Below are 21,844 nucleotides of genomic sequence, written 5' to 3'. Positions count from 1 at the left end.
ACGCAGCTACGCGCCGAGTACAACGAAGCCTGTACTGGTTGAACAGGCTCACAGCGAAGCTGTTGGCTCGATGAAGTGAGCGGGTGCGAGCGCGCGAGCACACAAGAGCGAACGGAATCCGCCGTTAGGCGGGGCGTGAGGGTCAGGCTTGCGCCTATTGCGCCCGCAGATTTGTTTCCTCGCGCGCTCGGAATCTGCTGGGCTCCATCCAGCGTGAGCCTGCGAAACCTTGAACAAATCTCGTCATGTGTAACGACAGAGAGGCGAGTTTATTCCCCAGCACCAGAGTAATTTTGCGCTAGTGGTGCAATAAAGTGGCTGAACCCGCCGGTCTATATGTATGCTTAGTAGTGTTAGGTATCTGTGATACACCGCAAAGGGGCCTCGCACCCCGTGAAGGAGGAACTCATGTCTTTGGTTCGCCGTTTTGCTCGCCCTCTGCTGGCTTCAAGCTTTATTATCTCGGGTGTTGACCGTCTGCGTGACCCCGAATCGTCCAAGCACCTGGCTAAGGTGGTTAACCTAGCTGCTACTTCTGCCCCTCAGCTTTCTGTGCTGCGCGGCCAGGAGAAGCTGGTGGGTCAGGCTTTGGCTGGCTCTCAGGTAGCTGCCGGTGCCCTCTTTGCCCTGGGTAAGCTGCCTCGTCTTTCTGCGAGCGTCCTGCTGGCTACCGGTGCTATTAACTCTTACGTTGAGTACCGCGCTACCGAGGCTGAGACTAAGGAAGAGAAGACTGCCCGCCGCAATGCTGCTGTGCTCAATGGCTCCCTGTTGGGCGCTATTGCTATCTCAGCTGTTGATACCGACGGTAACCCCTCACTGGCCTGGCGAGCTTCCAAGCTGGGTGATCAGGTAGCTAAGAAGTCCCACCAGCTGGCATCCGATGTTCAGGACGCCGCTTCTGACGCCCAGAAAAAGGTTGAGGACCTCTTCGCCTAAGCTGGCCCCTACCGGGTGTAAGACCCCGTGAACTTTCGATAAACCCCGCGCTATTTCGGTGCGGGGTTTTCTTGTTTGCTGCCCCGCCCACCTAAAATAGGGAGGGAGTACGCCGTAATAACTGATTCCGAAGTAGGTTTTATTTGTGGTTGATGCGACCAAGCAGCCCCTAGTTGCCGTTGGAGACTGGCTAGCGCCCACCGTTACGGTGCCCGGCGGTGCCCATGCCCGGGTGGAGATTCCCGGGTCTAAGTCGCTCACCAATCGTTACCTGCTGCTGGCGGCTTTAGCCGATAGCCCCTCGGTGATTCATGCTCCCCTGCATTCGCGCGATTCGCAGCTGATGGTGGCTGCGTTGACTGCTCTGGGTGCCCGTTTTGAAGAGATTGAAACCGGTAGTGCCTTTGGCCCTGACCTGCGGGTGACTCCCCTAGATTTTTCTGCGACCGTTGCCCGTGAGGGCTCCATTGATGTGGGATTGGCGGGTACTGTGATGCGTTTTGTGCCCCCGGTAGCTGCCCTGCTGCCCGGTACTTTCCATTTCGATGGCGATGAGCATGCGCGGGTTCGCCCCATGCTGCCTGTGATTGAGGCCCTGCGGGGCCTGGGGGTTGAGGTTGAGGACGCCGGTCGTGGCTCCCTGCCCTTCACGGTCGTTTCTGCCGGTTCGGTGCAGGTGCCCGAGCTGACCATTGACGCTTCGGGTTCTTCCCAGTTTGTCTCTGCCCTACTGCTGGCTGCCTGCCGTTTTGAGCGGGGTCTGGTACTGCGGCACGAGGGTGGCCCGGTCCCTTCGATGCCCCACATTGAGATGACCGTTGAGACTATGCGTGAGCTCGGTATTAGCGTCGACTTCAACGGCACCGATACCTGGACAGTTGCCCCCGGTGGCTTCCCCGGCTTTGAAGTCACCGTTGAGCCCGACCTGTCGAATGCTGGGCCCTTCCTGGTTGCTGCGGTAGCCACCGGGGCCTCGGTAACGGTTCCGCGCTGGCCTGAGTCCACTACCCAGGGTGGGGACCACTGGCGGAAGATTCTGCCCCTCTTTGGGGCCCGGGTAGAGCTAACCGACGGGAACCTGACCGTCACCGGCCCTGCCGGCGGCGTGGCGTCCGGCCTGCCCGGTGTTCAGCTCGATTTAGCCGAGGCCGGTGAGCTAGCCCCCACCGTTGCTGCCCTCATCGCTCTCTCGCCGGCGACCAGCGTCCTTTCCGGTATCGCCCACCTGCGCGGCCATGAAACCGACCGGCTTGCCGCCCTGACCGCCGAGATTAACCGCCTGGGCGGTTCAGCCGAAGAAACTGCGGACGGTATTCGCGTCACCGCCCCCGTAGCTCACGGGGCCCTCATGCATACCTATGCCGACCACCGCATGGCAACCGCCGCTGCCGTGATGGGGCTGGTGGTACCGGGCATCGTGGTTGAGAACGTCGAGACCACCTCCAAGACCCTGCCCAACTTCACTGGGCTGTGGCAGAACATGCTGGACCAGTGGCAGGCAGGTGCCGCCTAATGCGCCGATCCTGGGATGAAAGCGATGTGCGCGTCCGCCCCAACAAGAAGGGCTCTCGCCCCCGCACCAAGGACCGCCCTGCCCACAAGGACGCCGAAATCGGCCGCATCATCACCGTAGACAGGGGCCGCTACACCGCCATCCTCGATGAGGGCAAGAGCAGCGAACGGGTTGTCACCGCCGTACGCGCCCGCGAGCTGCGCCGCTCCCCCATCGTGGTGGGCGACAAGGTTGCCCTCGTGGGTGATACCAGCGGCAAGCCCGATACTCTAGCCCGCCTCGTCCGGATTGAAGAGCGCACCAACCTGCTACGCCGCAGCGCCGACGATACTGACCCCGTCGAGCGTGTCGTCGTTGCCAACGCCGACAACCTGGTGATCGTGGTCGCCGCAGAAAACCCCGAGCCCCGCACCGGCTTTATCGACCGGTCCCTAGCAGCCGCCTTCGACGCAGGGCTCACCCCCATTCTCTGCATCACCAAGACCGACCTCAAACACCCGCAATGGTTGCTGGACTACTACCGGGACGTTGAGCTCACCATCCTGCTGTCTAAGTCCAAGGACGGCCGCGCTCCCAGCGAGGAAGGCTCCGAGGGGCTCGACACCACCCTGGTTGAGCAGCTTTCTGAGTATCTCGATGGCTCGGTCTCTGTGCTCCTGGGCCACTCCGGTGTGGGCAAATCAACCCTGGTCAACGCCCTGACCGGGGCAGAACGCGCCACGGGGCATGTGAATGCCGTGACCGGGCGCGGCCGCCACACCTCGTCCTCAGCCCTGGCCCTCCAGCCCCAGAAGTCAGCCCCCGGCACCTGGATTATCGACACCCCCGGTATCCGTTCCTTCGGTCTAGCCCACGTCGAACCCGACACCCTGGTCGCCTCCTTCACCGACCTTGCCCCGGGCTCAGCCAACTGCCCTAAGGGCTGTACCCACTCGGCGTCCGCCCCCGACTGCGGGCTGTCAGCCTACGTAGAAGCAGGCCAAGCAGGCCCGGCAGGCTCCGAACGCCTGGACTCCCTGCGCAAGCTCCTGCGCGTCGATGAAGAAACCGGCGACACCGAGAAAGAACTCGGCGTCGTAGACCTCTAAACCCCAAGGCAAATGACCATGACTAACTACACCGACGACCTGCGCCTGGCCCACATCATGGCTGATGCGGTAGACCGCCTCACCCTGGCCAAGTTCACCTCCCACGATTTCGCCGTCGACACAAAACCCGACCTCACCCCCGTCACCGACGCCGACCGCGAAGCCGAGCAGCTCATCCGTTCCCAGCTCTCCCGCGTCCGCACCCGTGACTCAGTGCTGGGTGAAGAATTCGGGGAAACCGGGTCTTTCCCCCGCCAGTGGGTCATCGACCCCATCGACGGCACCAAGAACTTCGTGCGCGGAGTGCCCGTCTGGGCTACCCTCATCGCCCTGCTCGACCACGGCAAGCCCGTCGTCGGCGTCGTCTCGGCCCCTGCCCTCCAGCGCCGCTGGTGGGCAGCCGAAGGCACCGGCGCCTACACCGGCCGCTCCCTCGCCAAGGCTACCCGCATCTCGGTCTCCTCTGTCGCCCAGCTCGAGGACGCGTCCCTCTCCTACTCCTCCCTCACCGGCTGGCGCGATTTGGGCCTGCGCGATAACTTCATCGACCTGACCGACACCGTCTGGCGCACCCGAGCCTACGGCGATTTCTGGTCCTACATGATGGTGGCAGAGGGCGTCGTCGACGCCGCTGCCGAGCCCGAACTCGGCCTTTACGATATGGCCGCCCTGGTTCCCATCGTGACCGAAGCAGGCGGACGCTTCACCTCCCTGGCTGGGGCGGACGGCCCCCACGGCAGCAACGCCCTAGCCACCAACGGCCACCTGCACGAGGCCGTCCTTTCCTACCTGGGAACCGATAAGACCCTCTAAAGCTAGAGCGCCCCAAGGCACACCGGGCAAAACCTCTAGTGACAGCAAAGGCCCCGAATCCTACATCAAGGATTCGGGGCCTTTGGTCTGAGCGATTTCTTGTGCTGAACTACTTCTTGCGCTGGTTCAGAATCGAAATCTGCTCGTTGCTGCGGTCGTTCACGGCCTCAGTATGCACCTCGGTCTTACCGGACTCAGAGGGAGCTGAGTACTGCAGGAACTTAGGCTGCGCGGGAATCTTCAGCTGAATCTTCGACTGCTGGGTACGCTGCTTCGACAGGTCCACGCTGTAGAGCATCGACACGGTCTCCTCACGAATACCGCCCATCATGCTCTGGTAGAGGGCATAACCCTCACGCTGGTATTCCACCAGGGGGTCACGCTGGGCCATAGCACGCAGGCCGATACCTTCCTTGAGGTAGTCCATCTCGTAGAGGTGCTCGGGCCAGCGCTTACCGATGACCGAGAGCACCACGCGGCGCTCAATCTCGCGCATGGCGTCCTCACCCACGGACTCTTCACGCTCGCCGTACTGCATCTCAGCGTCGGCCAGCACTTCCTTGACGATCTGGTCGCGGGTGACCTTGGTCTTGTCGCCCGCTTCTTCAGCCAGATCTTCGGGGGTAATGGTAACCGGGAAGATGGTGCGCAGGTTCTCCCAGAGCTTCTCAAAGTCCCAGTCCTCGGCGTGACCTTCGCCTACCTGGGCATCGATTGCTGAGGTAATGACCTCGGTGCGGAACTTGGCAATCTGTTCCTTGAGGTCATCGCCTGCCAGAATCTGGGCGCGGTCCTTGTACATGGCCTCGCGCTGGCGGTTGAGCACATCGTCATACTTGAGCACGTTCTTGCGCTGCTCAGCGTTGCGGGCTTCAACCTGGCCCTGGGCGTTGGCGATCACGCGGGAAACAATCTTAGCTTCCAGGGCGGTATCGTCGGGGGCACCGGCCATCAGGCGGGCAGCTGCCTGGCCGTTGAAGAGGCGCATCAGGTCGTCAGACAGTGACAGGTAGAAACGGGACTCGCCGGGGTCGCCCTGGCGGCCCGAACGTCCGCGCAGCTGGTTATCAATGCGGCGGGATTCGTGTCGCTCGGTACCCAGCACGTAGAGGCCACCCAGTTCTTTGACCTCTTCGTGCTCAGCAGCAGAGGCCTGCTCTGCCGCAGCGAGTACCTCGGGCCACTTAGCCTCGTACTCTTCGGGCTTCTCATTGGGGTCAAGACCCAGGGTCTTCATGGTCTCAACGGCCTCGAACTCGGGGTTGCCGCCGAGCATAATGTCGGTACCGCGGCCTGCCATATTGGTTGCCACGGTGACGGCACCCTTGCGGCCAGCCTGGGCCACGATGGCAGCCTCACGGGCATTGTTCTTCGCGTTGAGCACCTCGTGTCGAATACCGGCCTTAACCAGCAGCTTAGACAGGTACTCAGACTTCTCGACGCTGGTGGTACCTACCAGCACGGGCTGGCCGGTAGCGTGGCGCTCTTCGATATCTTTGACCACCGCGTTGAACTTGGCGATCTCGTTCTTGTAGACCTTATCGGGCTGGTCGATGCGCTTCTTTTCCTTGTTGGTCGGAATCGGCACGACGCCCAGCTCGTAGGTGTTCATGAACTCGGCAGCCTCGGTCTCAGCGGTACCGGTCATGCCCGAGAGCTTGTCGTACATGCGGAAGTAGTTCTGCAGGGTCACGGTCGCCATGGTCTGGTTTTCAGGCTTGACCTCGACCTCTTCCTTGGCCTCAATAGCCTGGTGGATGCCGTCATTGTAGCGGCGGCCCGCCAGAATACGGCCGGTGTGCTCATCGACAATCATGACTTCGCCGTTCATCACGACGTAGTCCTTGTTGCCCTTGAAGAGTTCCTTGGCCTTAATAGCGTTGTTGAGGAAGCCAATCAGGGGGGTGTTCTGTGACTCGTAGAGGTTATCGATACCCAGGTGGTCTTCAACCTTATCGATACCCGATTCGAGCACACCCACGGTGCGCTTCTTTTCATCGACTTCGTAGTCTTCACCGGCTACCAGGGTGCGGGCGATACGGGCGAATTCGCCGTACCAGCGGTTGGCTTCGCCCATGGCGGGGCCAGAGATAATCAGCGGGGTACGGGCTTCGTCAATCAGAATAGAGTCGACCTCATCGACGATGGCAAAGTTGTGCCCGCGCTGCACCTGTTCCTCTTTGGTCCAGGCCATGTTGTCACGCAGGTAGTCGAAGCCGAATTCGTTGTTGGTTCCGTAGGTGATGTCCGCTTGGTACTGCTTACGGCGGACGTCGGGGGTCTGGTTAGCCAAGATGACGCCAGATTCCATGCCCAGGAAACGGAAGACGCGGCCCATGAGGTTAGCCTGGTATTCAGCCAGATAGTCATTCACGGTCACCACGTGCACGCCCTTGCCTGAGAGGGCGTTGAGGTAGGCAGGGGCGGTAGCGACCAGGGTCTTACCTTCACCTGTTTTCATTTCAGCAATATTGCCCAGGTGCAGGGCAGCACCGCCCATGAGCTGCACATCGTAGTGACGCTTGCCCAGGGTACGCTTAGAGGCTTCGCGGACCACAGCAAAAGCTTCGGGGAGCAGAAGGTCCAGTGACTCGCCGTCCTCAACGCGCTTGCGGAAGGCGTCGGTCTCAGCGCGTAGCTCTGCGTCGCTCATCGCAACAAAGCTGTCTTCGAGTGAGTTCACTGCATCGGTGTAAGCACGCAGCTGCTTGAGGACTTTTTGGTCTCCGCTGCGGAGTAGCTTTTCCAAGAGAGATGCCACTGAAGTTTGCTCCTTGATTGGTTTGGTATGGGAGGTGGGCAGGGTGAGCCCACCGTGCTCACTCTATTCTAGTTTAGTCCGCAAACGGGCTGGGGCCGTTCACCTGTGGGCTTGACGGGCCTACCTTTTAGATTCACAGGGGTAGGGCCGGGCACAGGGCAGGGCCCCCTGCGTTCCCCTACCTGCGGTAGGAGTATGGCAGAGGGCCCTAGGCCGGGCTGGTATCGACCTTAGTCGGTAGTACCTTCTTCGAGGGTAATGACGCCGTAGGACCAGCCCTTGCGGCGGTAGACCGCTGCGGGGGATCCGGTTGCCTTATCGACGTAGAGGAAGAAGTCATGGCCTACAAGTTCCATGCGGTCAACTGCCTCTTCGGGGGTCAGGTAATCAGCGGGGAATGTCTTCTGACGGATTTCGATGGGTGAGTCTGCCTCTTCATGTAGGTCGTATTCTCCAGCGAAAGCCGCCTCTTCGACGGGTAGGTCTTCGGTCTGAATTTCGGTGAGGGCGACCTGGTCGCTAATAACGGGCAGTGAGCCAGTTGCTTCTGAGACCGATACGGGGTGCTTGCCCCCTGCGCGACGGGTCTTGCGGCGGTCACGGGCGCGACGGAGGCGTTCTAGGAGCTTTCCATAGGTTTCGTCGAAAACTGCGAACTTATCTTGACCGGTTGCTTCTGCTCGGAGCACAGGGCCACGGCCGATAACGGTGATTTCCACTCGGATAGCCGCGGGGCCGTTTTGGCCTTCCTTGGTGAACTTGACTTCGATGTCAGTTACGTTGTCACCTAGAGCTTCGAACTTGGTGATCTTACTTTCAACGTGTTCCTGCAGACGTTCACTTACTTTGACGTTGCGGCCGGTGATGTTGAGTTCCACAATTCCCTCCATTCTCAGGGGGTGAATACCCGACCCTGTGACTGCCGGGTATTGGGGAATCTATCTTGTGGATTCCTTAACGCAACTCTACGCCCTTTTGTGGCCTAAGTCATTTTTTTAAGGCTTTTACGGTTCTTTTCGCAGGAAGGACTCAATATTTTGGTGACCCACCTCACCCTGTGCTATATGGCTGCCGCTTGGGAACATAGGCAATCGTTGCCCCGCCCAGCACGGTGGCGCCCTGACTGGTCAGCACCCGGTAGCCTTCCCTCAGGGAGGCTCCGGTGGTGAACACATCGTCAACCAACAGACAGCGGGCCCCCTCTAGACGGTAGTAACGCCCCAGCTGGTGCAGGGCAGGCTTACCCAGGGTAAGTTTTCCCTGCATCTGCCGGTGGCGCTCTTCGAGGCCCAGTGTTTTCTGGGCTTGGGCACCTTTGGCACCGCGCATTCCCCGCTTCCAGGCAGGAACCTGGGCGAGCGCGTCCGCCACCTTGACCGGCACCGGGGAGCGCAACAGGGGCAGCACTGCACGGGCCAGGAGCGGGGCGGGGGCGTAGCCTCGCCGTCGGGCAGAAGCTCTGCTCGATGGCAGGGGAACCAGATAGATGGGTTCTGCGGGCTCCAGCTCGCCCTCGCTCAGCTCTAACAGGCAGGTTAGGGCCCGGGCCAGAGCCGAAGCGAGGTAGGGGCTCAGGTCTGTGCGGCCGGCGTCCTTGTAGGCAAGGACGCAACGCCCCAGCTCGTGCTCGTAGCGGCCAGCAGACACCACCGACAGCTGCGTGCCGGGCAGGGTAATGGTCTGTAGGTTGAGGGTGGCCAGGCGCACCAGCCGGTCGCACAGGGGGCAGAGGGCAGCGGACGCCAGCATGCTGGGCCCGTAGGTCTGGCAGCTGGCGCAGACCCTGGGGAAGAAGAGTTCTGTGGTCTGCCGCCAGCTGGTCAGCATATCGGGCAGAAGAGGGTGGGTGGACGTCATACCCCCAGCCTGGCAGGGTCAGGCGGCTACCTGCCAGGGCTGGGGATAAGTGGTCCAGACCATTTCTCTTAGCCGGCGTAGTTGATTTCGCTGAGGCTGCTTTCTATGCGGGTCCAGCTCAGGCCCGCAACGATATAGAGCCCACCGTCGCGGGTCATAGCTACTGCCTGGTCGATAACGTTACCCGTAACGATGCGGGTAATGCCCTGCAGGGAATCGTACTGGGCATTTTCACCGGTCAACGAAACCAGCTCGGTCTGGGTGGTATCGCTATTCCAGAGAAAGACCTCAACGTCGCTGACCCATTCTGCACCCCGCGGGCTCATGTCTGCCCCCAGTTGTACGGGGTCAAGGAGCTCAGTGGGGGTGCCGTCTGCCGATCGGCGGATAGCAGATACCCAGGCCCCGTAATTACTTCCGTCAACAGATGACGTCACCAACACAGCTCGGCTACCGTCACGGGCGATAGAAATACTGTGCAGGAGTTCCCCGTCCGTCCAGCTGGTGACGTCCTTAGCGCTACTATCTTCCTGGCCTGCGGCGATAACCCGCACGGAGCCGTCCTGCTCCCCCACCCACAACCAGTTCTGGTGATCAAAGCAAGGGGCCAACACGTGGGTGCCCCGATAGACCGAGCGAGCGCCGTTGGAATTAGCCAGCCACACCTCGTTCTGCCCCGTATTGGTGTAGGCGTAGTAGTTACGGGTGTAGTTCATAGCGGGCAGGGTAATGAGAGCCTGGGCAGAGGTCTCAACGATGGTCTGCTGGCTGGCTGTATCATCAAGGGCTGCCCGTGCGATGAGGCGGTTATCTTCAATACCCACGATGTTGCTGGCAACCTCAGGGTTGACTGCGGGCTCCCGGTAGTTTTCTAGGGTGGGGGCTGCCACGATCTGATCGTTGATGGTGAGCTGAACCGTGGTAACCGAGGCAAGAGTAGTGAGGGTTTGGGTGAGCTGGGTGCGCAGGCGCTCAGTTTCCAGGGCGCTAGCTGCGGTGAGGGCGGATCCCCCGGAGAGCTGGATATCAGCTACCCCGTTATCGATGGGTACGGAGTTCCGAGTCAAGCTGGTATCGGCAGGTACTGCGGTAGCAACGGCCCCGGTGAGGTAGGGGGCAGGCCCCTCAAGGAGTACCCTCACCAGGGAGGTAGCTACCGTGGTGCGTTCGGCGAACCAGCGCACATCGGGCACAGCGTAGGTGTAGGTGGGGTCGTAGAAGTAGAGGGTGAAGGGGTTGAATACGTCCGCAAACTCAGCCCTGCTGAGTACCGTTCCGTCGGGAGCGGATGAGATACGCCATTCCCCATCCACCTGCCGTAGAGCGAACTCCATCTCGGTATCAGCCACGGTAGTGTACGAGGTAGCCAGTCCCCGGTCATCGACCAGGGTGCTCGCTGGAACTATCACCCGGTAGATTGAGTCGCTGACGGATGCCGTGGTGAACGATGAATCGTACACCAGGGTGCGTCCGTCCGGCTTCCATGACTGGGCGAGGTCTTCAGTCAGGTACAGTCTGGCTACGCTGTAGTCGTCGGTTACTCCAGCTCCCGCGTGTAAGAAGCCCTCGATGATATCGGTAGGGCGGGCTCCGGGGGCGGGTCCTTCCGGTGTGCTGCCGGTGGTAGAGGTGTTCCCCGTAGCTTGTGGGTCGGCGTAGTGGTTGACTTCGCCGTCGGTGGGAATGGCGGCGCAGGCGGTGAGGGTCGCAAGAGAGCTGAGGGCGAGGCCGAGAGCTGACCGGCGGGAAAGGTTAGGGTTCAACGGTGGGCTCCGAGGGGGTTGAGGCGTCGGGGTTCACGGTCGGGGTGGCACCGGTATCCGGAGCGGACGGCGGGGGTAGGGGTTCGCCGCTCAGCAAGACCGGGGAGGGGCCCATGGGCACGTCCTGGTCGATGGGGATGGTCATGCGGAAGCTGGCTCCCTGCCCCTTGATTCCCCAGGCTTCGAGGGTGCCCTGGTGCAGGCGGACGTCCTCGGCAGCGATGGAGAGCCCCAGGCCGGTGCCGCCCAGGGTGCGTTTGCGGGAGGTGTCGGCCCGCCAGAAGCGGTTGAAGACCTGCTCGGTTTCTTCGGGGCTCAGGCCAATGCCGTGGTCGCGTACCGCCACGCCCAGGGTGGTTTCGGTAGCGTCAACGTACACGTCGATCGGTTGCCCCTCGGAGTGCTCTACGGCGTTGAACAGCAGGTTGCGCAGCACCCGCTCAATGCGGCGGTGGTCCATATCGACCATAATCTCGGTGTAGTCGGTGTGCACGGTCAAACTGGTGTTGGTGCGCATCAGGTGGGGTTCTACAGCCTTGAGCACCTCATCGAGCACAGCCATAAAATCAACCGACACCGTATCGAGGGTCTGGGAGCCGGCATCGAAGCGGGAAATTTCGAGCAGGTCAGCCAGCAGGGAGTCGAAGCGGTCCACCTGGTTATAGAGCAGCTCGGTGGAGCGTTTGTAGAGGGGCTCCATATTATCGCGGTTATCGTGCAGCATATCGGCTGCCATGCGCACCGTTGTGAGCGGGGTGCGCAGCTCGTGCGACACGTCAGAGACAAAGCGCTGCTGCATGGTTGACAGCTTCTCAAGGCGAGAAATCTGGTCTTGCAGGGAGTCAGCCATACGGTTAAAAGACATACCCAGGCGCGCCGTCTCGTTCTGGCCGCGTACCAGCACACGCTGATCCAGGTCACCGGCTGCCAGTTTCTCAGCGGTGATAGCGGTAGAACTGATCGGACGGATCACAAAACGGGCAATCATCCACACGATAGTTAGCACCACGACCAGAAGCACGCCGAAGCCCACCCAGACCACCAGGTTGATGTACTGCACGGTCGCCTGCGAGGTCGACAGGTCATAAATCAGGTAGAGGGAGTAGTCGGGGTTCTGGGGTATCGAGATACTGGTGCCGACCACCAGAACCGGGGTGCGGCGTCCGTCCGCTGAGGTAATACTCGAAGACTGCCAGTAAATCCCCGTGCCCTCACTCACGCTCTGGGCGAGCGCCTGGGGCACGTCGCTGACCGTGACCTCGCTACTCTGGGCCTGCTCCACGATAAAGCCATCGGTGGTGGCGTTCGCGTCCTTGAGAAGCACCCAGTTGCGGTTGCTATCGGCGCTACTGCTCTCGAGTACGGTCAAGAAACGCGAGACATCGCGCTGGATCTCGGTGCGGCCGGTGGCATCAGAGCCGTTGATCAGGGTCTGCACATTACTAAAACCGGCCGACGACTCTTCGAGGGCCTGCTCTAAGTTGCCCCGGAAGAGGGAGTTAGCAATCTGGTGGGAGATAAAAGAGCCCACAAAGACGAAGGCAACCAGCAGCAGGCCGGCCGCTGCCACCACAGCGCGAAACTGTAGGGACTGCTGCCAGAGCCTGCGGGCGCTGGCCAGGGGCCCGTAGGCCCGGGAGGGGCCAGCGGGAGCAGTAGTCCGAGCGGACGCGCGAGGTGAAGTACCAGCCACTGTTTAGCGCTGGCCTGCCGCGGCCTTGTAGCCCACACCGCGCACGGTCAGCACGATCTCGGGGTTCTCGGGGTCGCGCTCAATCTTGGCGCGCAGACGCTGAATATGCACGTTGACCAGGCGAGAATCGACGGTCTTTTCGTAGCCCCACACATTACCCAGCAGAGCCTCACGGGTCATGACCTGGCCGGGCTGGCGGGCCAGGTTCGCCAGAAGTTCAAATTCGAGAGGGGTGAGCTGAATCGTTTCACCCTCGCGGCTCACAGTGTGCCCTGCCAGGTCAATGGTGAGGTTACCGATACGCAGTGGTTCGTTATGGCGGTCTTCACGCGGGCGCAGACGGGCGCGGACGCGGGCCAGCAGCTCAGCGGGTTTGAAGGGCTTGGTCATGTAGTCATCGGCACCAGCCTCTAGCCCCTTGACCACGTCCTCGGTATCGCCCTTAGCGGTCAGCATGATGATGGGCACGTCCGACTCCCCGCGAATCTGGGTGCAGACCTCGATACCGTCCATACCCGGCAGCATAAAATCCAGCAGGATCAAACCGGGGTGGTGGGTAGCAAAAGCCTCAAAGGCCCGGTCACCGGCGTCGCAGAAGACCGTCTCGTAGCCCTCTTGCGCCAGCACGATACCCACCATCTCTGACAGGGCATCGTCGTCGTCAACTACAAGAATGGTTTCTTTCACGGTGGGTCTCCTGGTGAGGTTCACAATGGGCCTCCCCCTAGTGTACCGGGGTTAGGCAGTGAGCCGGTTTAGGCGTCTTGGGCGATTTCAGACAGGGCCCGGGCTGTCTCGGTCAGGTGCCCTAGCACGGTGGTAGCCCGCTGCGGGTCAGTGGCAGCCAGGCTACCGGTTTCGGTCAGTACCAGCTGGTTGAGAAGCTTCTTCCCCAGACCAAGATCCGACCAGGTGCGCCACAGCCCCCGGGCCAGGTCGCCAGCAGGCACTCGGACCAGCGGGTCAACAACCTCTAGGTAAAGCCCCCGCTCAGCTTCTAGGCGGGGGGCTAGGGCCTCCCAGGCCGAGGTAGGCTGGCCTGCCATCGACAGCAGGGGGATAGCAAGGGTCTGTCTGACCTCAGGGTGCAGCTTCACATAATCAGTCCGAGTGACGACCTGAGCACCCAAGCCCTCCAGCTCATCGTGCAAAGCCCCCAGCAGGGTCACCAGCTCATGACGCGGCACAGCCCGCAGCGTACGGTAGCCGCTAGAGGTCGGCAACTGACCTGCCGCCACCTCAACCAGCAGAGGCTCTTCTACCTGCACCAGCACCTGCGCGCCGGGCACAGCCTGCTTCAGCAGCTTCACCACACCGTGAAAACCAGCCCGCTGGGCCTCAGCAACATCGCGTCGGGCACCATGATCTGAGAGGACGCGCTCGCCACTGGTTAAGTAGGTACTGGCAGCTAGGCTCAACGGCCCCAGCAGACGCAACTTAATGGTTCCGGGGGCAGCACCGCTTTCCTTCCCCACGACGTCCGCCAGGATATTGATATCAGATTCCAGGAGCGACCTGGCAGCCTCCCCCTCAGCGGCATAGCCACCCGTGAGCCGCCAACCCGCGGCGGTGCCGTCCGCGCTCAACCCATCAAGGGCCGCAATCGACCGTGCCAGCAGGGTTGCCCGGTAGCCCCGGTCAGCCAGCTCCGGCAGGTAACTAATATGGGGCTCCCCCAGCTCACCGCGGACACGGGTCACCGCATCGAACACATCATCCCCTGCCCAGGCGCCCAGGCCGGTAGCCCGAACCGTCAGGTGCTCATCAAAGGTCAGCGGGCTCTCTAGGTCCTTACGAGCAGCCAGCATTTCGGCATCGGTCGGCAAATACAGGGCAGGGCGAGCAGGCCTCGATACAGGCATAGGGAACTCTTTCTACCACCTACCGGTGGCCGTAGGTTGCGGGCTGAAAATTGAGCGGCTAGGACTTCTGTTCGGCCTCAGCCGCAATCTTCTCGTGATGCCTTATAACCTCAGAAATAATGAAGTTCAGGAATTTCTCGGCAAACTCCGGGTCAAGGTGGGCAGCTTCAGCCAGCGAGCGCAGGCGCTTAATCTGGGCTTCTTCCCGCCCCGGGTCCCCCGCCGGCAGAGAATGCTCAGCCTTGAGGTGGCCAACGCGCTGGGTTGCGCGGAACCGCTCAGCAAGAATATGTACCAGGGCTGCGTCCATATTGTCGATGGTCTGACGCATGGTAAACAGCTCCTCCAATACTGCCGGGTCAACCCCCGTCATCGAGGTGGCGCGGGTATCAAAGTCAGCGTGGGCCTGCACATCGTGGGCCTTCGGAGTTGTGTTCATGTGTTTAGTCTAAAAACCTCAGGTGCTGTTTGCAGGGGCAAGCCCACAGATTTCACCCTGTGGACTTATCCGGGTGTAGAAGCTTCAAATGGTTCAGCAGCGAGCGCGAGCCTGCTTCACCTATTCATGGAATCTGTTACTTAGCGGTGATGTCAGCTCGGTCGAGGCTGTAGGCGCGGGCGATGGTGGACTGGCCCAGCACGCGGGTGCCCTGGTAAATCACCATGGTCTGGCCAGGAGCCACACCGCGCAGTTTCTCGTGCAGGCGCACCACGGTTTCCAGGCGCAGGGCACCGGGCTCAGCGGCTTCGTCGTCGGCTACCCATTCCAGGTGGGCGGTTGAGGGCACCGGGTCTGCGTGGGCTCGTACCTGGGCGGTGACGTCAAAGGACGCCGAGCGGGCACCTTCTACGGGCTCTTCGGATAGGAAGGCTGCAGCTTCTTCTACAGGCAGACCGGCCCAGGTTTCGCGGATACCGCGGATCTCGTCAATTTCGAGCAGGTCCTTACCGCCCACGATGACCTCGTTAGTCTTGGGGCGGATTTCTAGCACGAAGCGGGGCTTACCGTCGGGGGCAGGGTGCCCAATGGCCAGCCCCTTGCGCTGGCCCACAGTAAAGGCCTGGGAGCCGCGGTGCTTGCCGAGCACGCGTCCGTCCGTGTCCTTGATGTCGCCCTCGGTCATGTCGATGTGCTCTTCGAGCCACTCGCGGGTATCACCCTCGGGAATAAAGCAGATGTCGTAGGAGTCGGGCTTCTTAGCTACCGAGAAGCCGCGTTCGGCGGCCTCCGCGCGCACCTCGTCCTTGGAGGGGGTATCGGCCAGAGGGAACCAGGCGTGCTTGAGCTGCTCGTGGGTCAGCACACCCAGAACATAGGACTGGTCCTTGGCCCAGGTCGCTGCGCGGTGCAGCTCCCGGTTGCCGTTCTCGTCCGTAATGACCTTGGCATAGTGGCCGGTCACTACAGCGTCAAAGCCGAGGGCCACGGCCTTCTCCAGCAGGGCCGCGAACTTGATTTTCTCGTTGCAGCGCATACAGGGGTTAGGGGTGCGGCCGTGCTCGTACTCGGAGATAAAGTCATCGACCACGTCCTCCTTAAACCGCTCGGAGAAGTCCCATACATAGAAGGGAATTCCCAGCTGGTCGCAGACCCGGCGGGCGTCCATGGAGTCCTCGATGGTGCAGCAGCCGCGGGAGCCGGTGCGCAGGGTGCCGGGCATGCGGGAGAGCGCCAGGTGCACGCCAACCACCTCGTGGCCAGCTTCAACGGCGCGGGCGGCGGCAACGGCCGAGTCCACGCCACCGCTCATAGCAGCAAGAATTTTCATGGTTAAGTCCTACATTCAGTAATAGTTGAAGTTTTGGGCGGTGGGTTTGGGCGGTGGGGCGGGCAGGCAACCCTGGCCGCTGGCTCGGGGCTGGCGTGAATCGGGCGAGCGCCCCGCGCGAGTCCCGAGAGGGTCGTGGCCAGGTGCCTGCCCGGGCTACCGCCTTATCGAGCTAGTTCCAGCGGGCGGCGTCCGGGGCGTGGCCTGCCATACCTGCTTTTTTGGCTTGGGCCCAGGCGTCGGGGAGGGCGGTAAGAAGGGCGGTGACGTCGTCCTCGGTGGTGGTGTGCCCCAGGGTGAAGCGCTGGGCGCCGCGGGCCTCGTCCTCGCTCAGCCCCATAGCCAGCAGGACGTGGGAGGGGCGGGGCACCCCGGCGTTGCAGGCTGAGCCGGTGGACGACTCTACCCCTGCCATATCGAGCAGGAAGAGCAGGGAGTCGCCCTCGCAGCCGGGGAAGGTGAAGTGGGCATTGCCGGGCAGGCGGCTGAAGATGCCGGCTGCTCGGTCCTGGGCGCTTTCGGGGGCGGCCCCGCGCAGCTGGGCTTCGGGAACAGCTGCTAGGACGCCCTCAATCAGGCGGTCTCGCAATTCGGCCTGGCGGCCTGCTTCGGCGAGTAGGTTCTGCCCTGCTTCGGCAGCTGCTGCGCCAAAGCCCGCGATAGAGGCGGCGTCAATGGTTCCTGAGCGCACGGAGCGTTCCTGCCCGCCGCCGTGGAGTACGGGCATGAGCTGGGCGCTGCGGGTGGCGATGAGGGCGCCGATTCCCATGGGCCCGCCAATTTTGTGGGCTGAGATGGCCATGGTGGTGGCGCCGGATTCCTTGAAGTTCACCGGCAGGGTGCCAAAGGCCTGGACGGCATCCGTGTGAAAGGGAATGCCGAGTTCAGCAGCTACCGCGGCGATTTCTGCGACGGGCTGCACGGTGCCCACCTCGTTGTTGGCCCACATGACGGTGACCAGGGCAACCGTCTCTGGGCTCTCACCCACCGCCTGTCGAACCGCTTCGGCGCTGACTACACCGCTAGCGTCCGGAGCTACCCAGCTCACCTCTGCCCCCTCGTGGGCTTGCAGCCACTCAACGGCATCGCCCACAGCGTGGTGCTCGATGCCCGATACAACGATGCGGGTAGCAGCCGGGTTGGCTTCGCGGCGTTTCCAGTAGAGCCCCTTGATCGCCAGGTTATCTGCCTCGGTACCACCGGAGGTAAAGATAATCTCGGCGGCGTCGCAGCCGGCAACCCGCGCGATACGTTCGCGAGCGTACTCGACGGTAGCGCGAGCAGAACGGCCCGCTGAATGCAGGGACGAGGGGTTGCCGCCCACTTTCATCTGCTCCACCACGGCATCAATAGCCTGAGGGAGCATGGGGGTGGTGGCGGCGTGGTCCAGGTAGACCCGGGGCATGGGCGCTGGCCTTTCCGTGGCGATTGGTCAAAACAATTCAGCCTTCCATCATACTCCCCCGCTCTTGGGGCAGGCTATGGACTGCTTCACCCTCTCAACAGCTCCCATCGCGCTTTTATTTCGCGGCGGGCGCGTAAACTGTTGGGGTGTTCAAGATTCTTTTTTATACTCCTGAAATTCCCGGCAATACCGGTAACGCGATTCGCCTTGCAGCTATCACCGGCGCAGAGCTGCACCTGGTCAAGCCCTTAGGTTTTAACTTTGAGGACGCTAACCTGCGCCGAGCTGGCCTCGACTACCATGACCTGGCGGTCATGACCGTGCACGAGACCCTCGAGGACGCTTGGGAGGCCCTAGCCCCGGCCCGCGTCTTTGCTTTTACCACCACGGCCACCACTAACTTCGCTGATATTGACTATCAAGAGGGGGATGTGCTCATGTTTGGCCCCGAATCGGTCGGGCTGCCTGAGCACGTACAGAATGACCCGCACGTTACCCAGCGGGTCAAGATTCCGATGGTTCCGGGCCGCCGCTCCCTCAACCTGGCTAATAGTGCCTCGATTGCGGTGTTTGAGGCCTGGCGCCAGCACGGCTTTGCTGGTGGAACCCTCTAGCTGTTAGCGGCATCTCCCAGGGTCACGGTGACCTGCTGGGTTGAGCCGTTGCGCTCAACGGTGAGGGTGACGGTGTCACCTGCTGCTGCCTGGCGGACGGCGGCGGTCAGCTCGGCTGCCTCGCTGATGCTGCGCCCGTCAACGGCGGTGACAACATCGCCTGACTTCAGGCCGGCGGCTGCAGCCGCTCCTCCGCTGGTAACTTCCTGAATCAGGGCACCGTCGCCAAAGGCTTCGGATGAGTCGTTGTTGGCGGGTGAGGTAGAGACGGTAGCTCCCAGCATGCCGTGGGTGGCTGAGCCGTTATCGATGATTTCCTGGGCTACCCGCTTGGCGTAGTTGATGGGGATAGCGAAGCCAACGCCGATGTTGCCGCTGGTGGAGGTGCTGGATGAGTCGGTGGAGGCAATAGCCACGTTGATACCGATTACTTCACCGTTGGAGTTGATGAGGGCGCCGCCGGAGTTGCCGGGGTTTACCGCAGCATCGGTCTGGATGACGTTGATGGCGATAGTGGAGCTTGAGGTGGTGCTCTGACTCTGCTGGCCGGGAATCTCAAACTGGAAGGGCGAGCTGCCGAAGGGGTCGGTGGTGCTGCTGCCGGAGTCGCTAGTGGATTCATCGGCTGCCGATGAGGCTACCTCGATGGTTCGTACCAGGTTCGAGACGATACCGGTGGTCACGGTGTTAGACAGTCCCAGGGGTGCACCGATGGCTACGGTGGTATCGCCAACATTCAGGGCATCAGAGTCGCCCAGGGTAGCGGGGGTGAGGGTCAGGCCACTGGTATCGTCCAGCTTAATGACGGCCAGGTCGCTGGTGGGGTCGGTGCCAACCACGGTGGCGGAGCGGACGCTACCATCGGCAAGCTGAACTTCAATGGCGGCGTTAGCGGTGGCCCCGTCGAGGGTGACCACGTGGGTGTTGGTGAGGATGTGCCCCTCAGCATCGAGAATAACGCCGGAGCCGGAGCCGGACGCGTTCGATGAGGTGGCTGCGATGGTGACAGTGGAGGGGGTTGCCTTGGCAGCAGCAGCGGTAACAGCGTTGACGGAATCGGTGTTATTGACGATGGTGGTGCCCGAGCTGGTGGTTGTGATGCTTGAGGCTGAACCGGTGGAAGTTGCGGCTACTACCCCACCGCCGATACCGCCACCGACCAGGGCAGCGATAGCAGCTGCTGCTAGGACGGTGCGGGTTGCGTGCTTGCCCTTGTTCTGTTCGGGCTGGCCGGTAGGAGCAGCGTAGTCACCGGTGTAGGCAGCACCGGAGGTAGCGCCTGCATAGGCGTAGGCCCCGGCGGCAGGAGCCTGCTGGGCAGCAAAAGCGGTGGTGGGGTCGTCCTGGCTGGAGGCGCCCGCGGCGGAGGCCGCTACCTGCTGCTGGTTCATAGGAACGGTACGATCAGCGGACGACGAATCGGGAGTGGGTTCCCACGAGTTTTGTGACATCTCAAGCAGCTTTCTTTCGAGATCTTTTGATGTGGGCACCTGTTCAAGAGGTGCACCTGCGGTGTTTTCTTAGCTCCCACTATGCGCTATAGGTCTGTGTTAGAGATGAAGCAAAGCTGTGTGTTTGCTGTACATAGAGCTGATGAGCACATCGCCCTGAGCTGAGGGTGAACGCCGTTAGCTACCTCAAAAGGGAGTGGGGTGAGCAGGGCTACAATAGTGCTCAAGTACCGCTGACCTCTAGAAGAGAGACCCCATGTCACGCAAACCTGCCACCACTGCCCTGCTTGCCCTTGCTTTGGCGCTGGGAGTATCGCCCGCTGCCCTGGCAGCGGCTCCCTACGATTTGGACGCCGGGGTTCGGGTCAGCGACACCACCTCGGTTCTAGGGGACACCAGTTCGCTAGAGGACGCCATCAGTCAGCTTGCCAGTGACGAACAGGTCAATCTCTTTGTTGTAACTATTGATCAGTTCGAAAGCCCGAGCTCTTCTTCAGAGTGGACCAGCGACTTTGCCACCCTCAACAATATGGGCACCAACGACGTAGTACTGGTCATCGCTACCGAAGCCCGCCAGGCCTACTTTATGGCCGGCTCTACCTCGGTTCTTTCTACGAGCCAGCAGGAGAAGATTTATCAGAATTACATCTACCCTGAGCTAGCGAACTCCGACTACGAGGCCGCTGCGCTGGCTGCGGTCACCGGCATCGAGTCTGAACTCGGTTCTGGTTCAGTGGCATCAGGTGCTTCGGGAGCGCTCGTGGGTGGCGCTACCCTCCTGGGTGTAGCCGCCGTCGCTGGCGGCGGGGCCTGGGCTTTTAGCCGCTCACGGGCGTCCGCGCGTAAAAACACAGGCGGCAGCCGCAGCGGGCAGCCTAGCTCATCCCAGCCCCTGCCCTCTATCGAAGAGCTGCGTACCCGGGCAGGTGCCCAGCTGGTCGCCACCGATGACGCCATCGCCCACTCCCAGCAGGAGGTCGAGTTCGCCCGGCTACAGTACGGCGATGACGAGGTCAAACCCTTCCTGGCTGCCATCGAGGCGGCTAAGAACCACATGCAGCGTTCCTTCCAGCTGCAAAAACAGCTGGACGATGAAATCCCCGATACCGAAGCTGACCAGCGGGCCTGGCTGAACGAGATTCTTGCCCGTACCGGGGACGCCCAGAAGGCCCTCAACGAGCAGGTTGCCAACTTCACCAACCTGCGCAAGCTTGAAGAAACCGCGCCCCAGGCTCTCGCCACCCTCAACCAGGGCATAGCCTCAGCAGCATCGCTCTTTCCCGCCGCCCAGGCAGCCCTCGACCGCCTCAGCACCCTCTACTCCCCCAGCGCTTTCGGGGCGGTGGCAGATAACATCAGTGAAGCCCAGGCCCGCCTAGATTTTGCTCGGCAAGAGGCCAAGGAGGCAGAAGACTTGCTGGGCACCCAGCGAAGCCAGGCCATTCTCGCCCTGCGGGCCGGTGAAGAAGCTCTCGGCCAGGCCAAGGGGCTACTCGAGTCTATTCATCACGCTGAAACCGACCTGGGCAAGATGGCAGCCTCACTCGATAATGCCCTGATTTTGGCTGATCGCGACGTTGCCCAAGCCCAGGAACTAGCCCGCACGGGGGCAGGCAGCAGCAGCCAGCTCTCCGGTGCTGCCGCCGGGGTTCAGGCTGTGCTCGGCCAGATTCGGGCCGAACGCTCCGCCGGACTGATTGACCCCTACCTGCTCAACCAGCGGCTCCACGAAGTACGATCAGACCTAGATACTGCCCTAGATTCTGTACGACAGACCCACGAACAAGAGCGCAGCGCCCGCGAAACCCTGGGGCACACCCTGGTATCGGCCCAGGCCCAGGTGTCGTCAGCAAGCGAATATGTCTGGGCACGACGAGGCGGCGTAAAGGCCGAAGCCCGCACCCGCCTGCGCGAGGCAGAACGCCACCTCGGTGAGGCCCAGCAGCTCCAGCACAGCGACCCCATCGCTGCCCTGTCCCACGCCAATGACGCTATCCGCCTCGCCGGGGAAGCCCAGCGCATCGCCCGCTCCGACGTGGACCGCTTCAACCAGCGCAACGGCTACTCCAGCGGCGGTAACTACAACTCAGCTATGCTGGGCGGCATCCTGCTCGGCACCCTACTCGGGGGCAGCAACCACAGCTCCGGCGGCGGCTTCGGATCAGGTGGATTTGGCTCAGGTGGCTTCGGCGGCGGTATGGGCGGTGGCACCTTTGGCGGAGGCTTCGGCGGTGGAGGCAGCTGGGGCGACGGCGGAGGTGCCGGGGGCAACTTCTAGCCCACCGGCGTCCGTCCGTCTCTCACAGCTAGCTCCAG

17 protein-coding genes are annotated in these 21,844 nt (G+C 61.9%); 6 read left to right on the top strand and 11 right to left on the bottom strand.

The genetic code is table 11. The features are described 5' to 3' along the window. The first annotated feature begins 408 nt into the window (after window positions 1-408). The 4 genes from L6963_RS01195 to hisN all read left to right on the top strand — a co-directional run bounded on the left by L6963_RS01195 (window position 409) and on the right by hisN (window position 4,353). Window positions 409-939: a DoxX family membrane protein gene (locus L6963_RS01195; RefSeq protein WP_237185834.1), complete on the top strand. Its 531-nt coding sequence runs from the start codon at window positions 409-411 to the stop codon at window positions 937-939. Between the two features lie 145 nt (window positions 940-1,084). Continuing rightward, entirely contained in the window at window positions 1,085-2,452 is a 1,368-nt protein-coding gene (gene aroA, locus L6963_RS01190) for a 3-phosphoshikimate 1-carboxyvinyltransferase (protein ID WP_423816775.1), read from the top strand. Continuing rightward, window positions 2,452-3,540: a ribosome small subunit-dependent GTPase A gene (gene rsgA / locus L6963_RS01185; RefSeq protein ID WP_237206330.1), complete on the top strand. Its 1,089-nt coding sequence runs from the start codon at window positions 2,452-2,454 to the stop codon at window positions 3,538-3,540. Before aroA ends, rsgA begins: the two co-directional genes overlap by 1 nt. Window positions 3,541-3,558: 18 nt before the next feature. Continuing rightward, the gene (gene hisN / locus L6963_RS01180) at window positions 3,559-4,353 is read left to right on the top strand and encodes a histidinol-phosphatase (protein ID WP_423816776.1); all 795 of its coding nucleotides are present in this window, start codon (window positions 3,559-3,561) and stop codon (window positions 4,351-4,353) included. Between the two features lie 109 nt (window positions 4,354-4,462). Here the strand turns inward: hisN and secA are convergent, their stop codons facing one another. The 10 genes from secA to L6963_RS01130 all read right to left on the bottom strand — a co-directional run bounded on the left by secA (window position 4,463) and on the right by L6963_RS01130 (window position 17,463). Further along, entirely contained in the window at window positions 4,463-7,114 is a 2,652-nt protein-coding gene (secA, locus tag L6963_RS01175) for a preprotein translocase subunit SecA (protein WP_237206328.1), read from the bottom strand. Window positions 7,115-7,344: 230 nt separating this feature from the next. Further along, window positions 7,345-7,992 carry a ribosome hibernation-promoting factor, HPF/YfiA family gene (gene hpf, locus L6963_RS01170; protein ID WP_237206327.1) on the bottom strand — a complete coding sequence of 216 codons (648 nt, stop codon included), beginning with the start codon at window positions 7,990-7,992 and terminating at the stop codon, window positions 7,345-7,347. Between the two features lie 172 nt (window positions 7,993-8,164). Beyond that, window positions 8,165-8,971 (bottom strand): ComF family protein, encoded by an 807-nt coding sequence (locus tag L6963_RS01165; protein ID WP_237206326.1) that lies wholly within the window; start codon window positions 8,969-8,971, stop codon window positions 8,165-8,167. A gap of 68 nt (window positions 8,972-9,039) precedes the next feature. Further along, window positions 9,040-10,734, bottom strand: coding sequence for a GerMN domain-containing protein (locus L6963_RS01160; RefSeq protein WP_237206325.1), 1,695 nt, complete (start codon window positions 10,732-10,734; stop codon window positions 9,040-9,042). Further along, window positions 10,724-12,427, bottom strand: a complete 1,704-nt coding sequence (mtrB, locus tag L6963_RS01155; protein ID WP_237206324.1) for an MtrAB system histidine kinase MtrB — start codon at window positions 12,425-12,427, stop codon at window positions 10,724-10,726. The genes L6963_RS01160 and mtrB overlap by 11 nt, the downstream gene beginning before the upstream one ends. Window positions 12,428-12,430: 3 nt before the next feature. Further along, a complete protein-coding gene (gene mtrA, locus L6963_RS01150) occupies window positions 12,431-13,114 on the bottom strand; it encodes an MtrAB system response regulator MtrA (RefSeq protein ID WP_237206323.1) in 684 nt (227 codons plus the stop codon). A 68-nt stretch (window positions 13,115-13,182) separates the two neighbouring features. Continuing rightward, a complete protein-coding gene (locus tag L6963_RS01145) occupies window positions 13,183-14,289 on the bottom strand; it encodes a hypothetical protein (protein WP_237206322.1) in 1,107 nt (368 codons plus the stop codon). Between the two features lie 58 nt (window positions 14,290-14,347). Continuing rightward, window positions 14,348-14,728: a chorismate mutase gene (locus tag L6963_RS01140; protein WP_237194402.1), complete on the bottom strand. Its 381-nt coding sequence runs from the start codon at window positions 14,726-14,728 to the stop codon at window positions 14,348-14,350. A 136-nt stretch (window positions 14,729-14,864) separates the two neighbouring features. Beyond that, complete coding sequence (gene mnmA / locus L6963_RS01135) at window positions 14,865-16,058, bottom strand: tRNA 2-thiouridine(34) synthase MnmA (protein WP_237206321.1); 1,194 nt, start codon at window positions 16,056-16,058, stop codon at window positions 14,865-14,867. 172 nt (window positions 16,059-16,230) lie between these two features. Further along, complete coding sequence (locus tag L6963_RS01130; protein ID WP_237206320.1) at window positions 16,231-17,463, bottom strand: cysteine desulfurase family protein; 1,233 nt, start codon at window positions 17,461-17,463, stop codon at window positions 16,231-16,233. A gap of 146 nt (window positions 17,464-17,609) precedes the next feature. Between L6963_RS01130 and L6963_RS01125 the strand changes: the two genes are divergently transcribed. After that, complete coding sequence (locus L6963_RS01125) at window positions 17,610-18,077, top strand: tRNA (cytidine(34)-2'-O)-methyltransferase (RefSeq protein WP_237206319.1); 468 nt, start codon at window positions 17,610-17,612, stop codon at window positions 18,075-18,077. Here the strand turns inward: L6963_RS01125 and L6963_RS01120 are convergent. Beyond that, window positions 18,074-19,528, bottom strand: a complete 1,455-nt coding sequence (locus L6963_RS01120; protein ID WP_237194410.1) for a S1C family serine protease — start codon at window positions 19,526-19,528, stop codon at window positions 18,074-18,076. The genes L6963_RS01125 and L6963_RS01120 overlap by 4 nt on opposite strands. 256 nt (window positions 19,529-19,784) lie before the next feature. Here L6963_RS01120 and L6963_RS01115 point away from each other — a divergent pair, with 256 nt between their 5' ends. Then, a complete protein-coding gene (locus L6963_RS01115; RefSeq protein WP_237194415.1) occupies window positions 19,785-21,806 on the top strand; it encodes a TPM domain-containing protein in 2,022 nt (673 codons plus the stop codon). The last annotated feature ends 38 nt before the right edge of the window (window positions 21,807-21,844 follow it).

Origin of the sequence: Rothia nasimurium, assembly GCF_928392795.1 — a bacterium.
GTDB lineage: Bacteria > Actinomycetota > Actinomycetes > Actinomycetales > Micrococcaceae > Rothia > Rothia nasimurium_F.
This window is presented reverse-complemented; position numbering and strand designations above follow the sequence as displayed.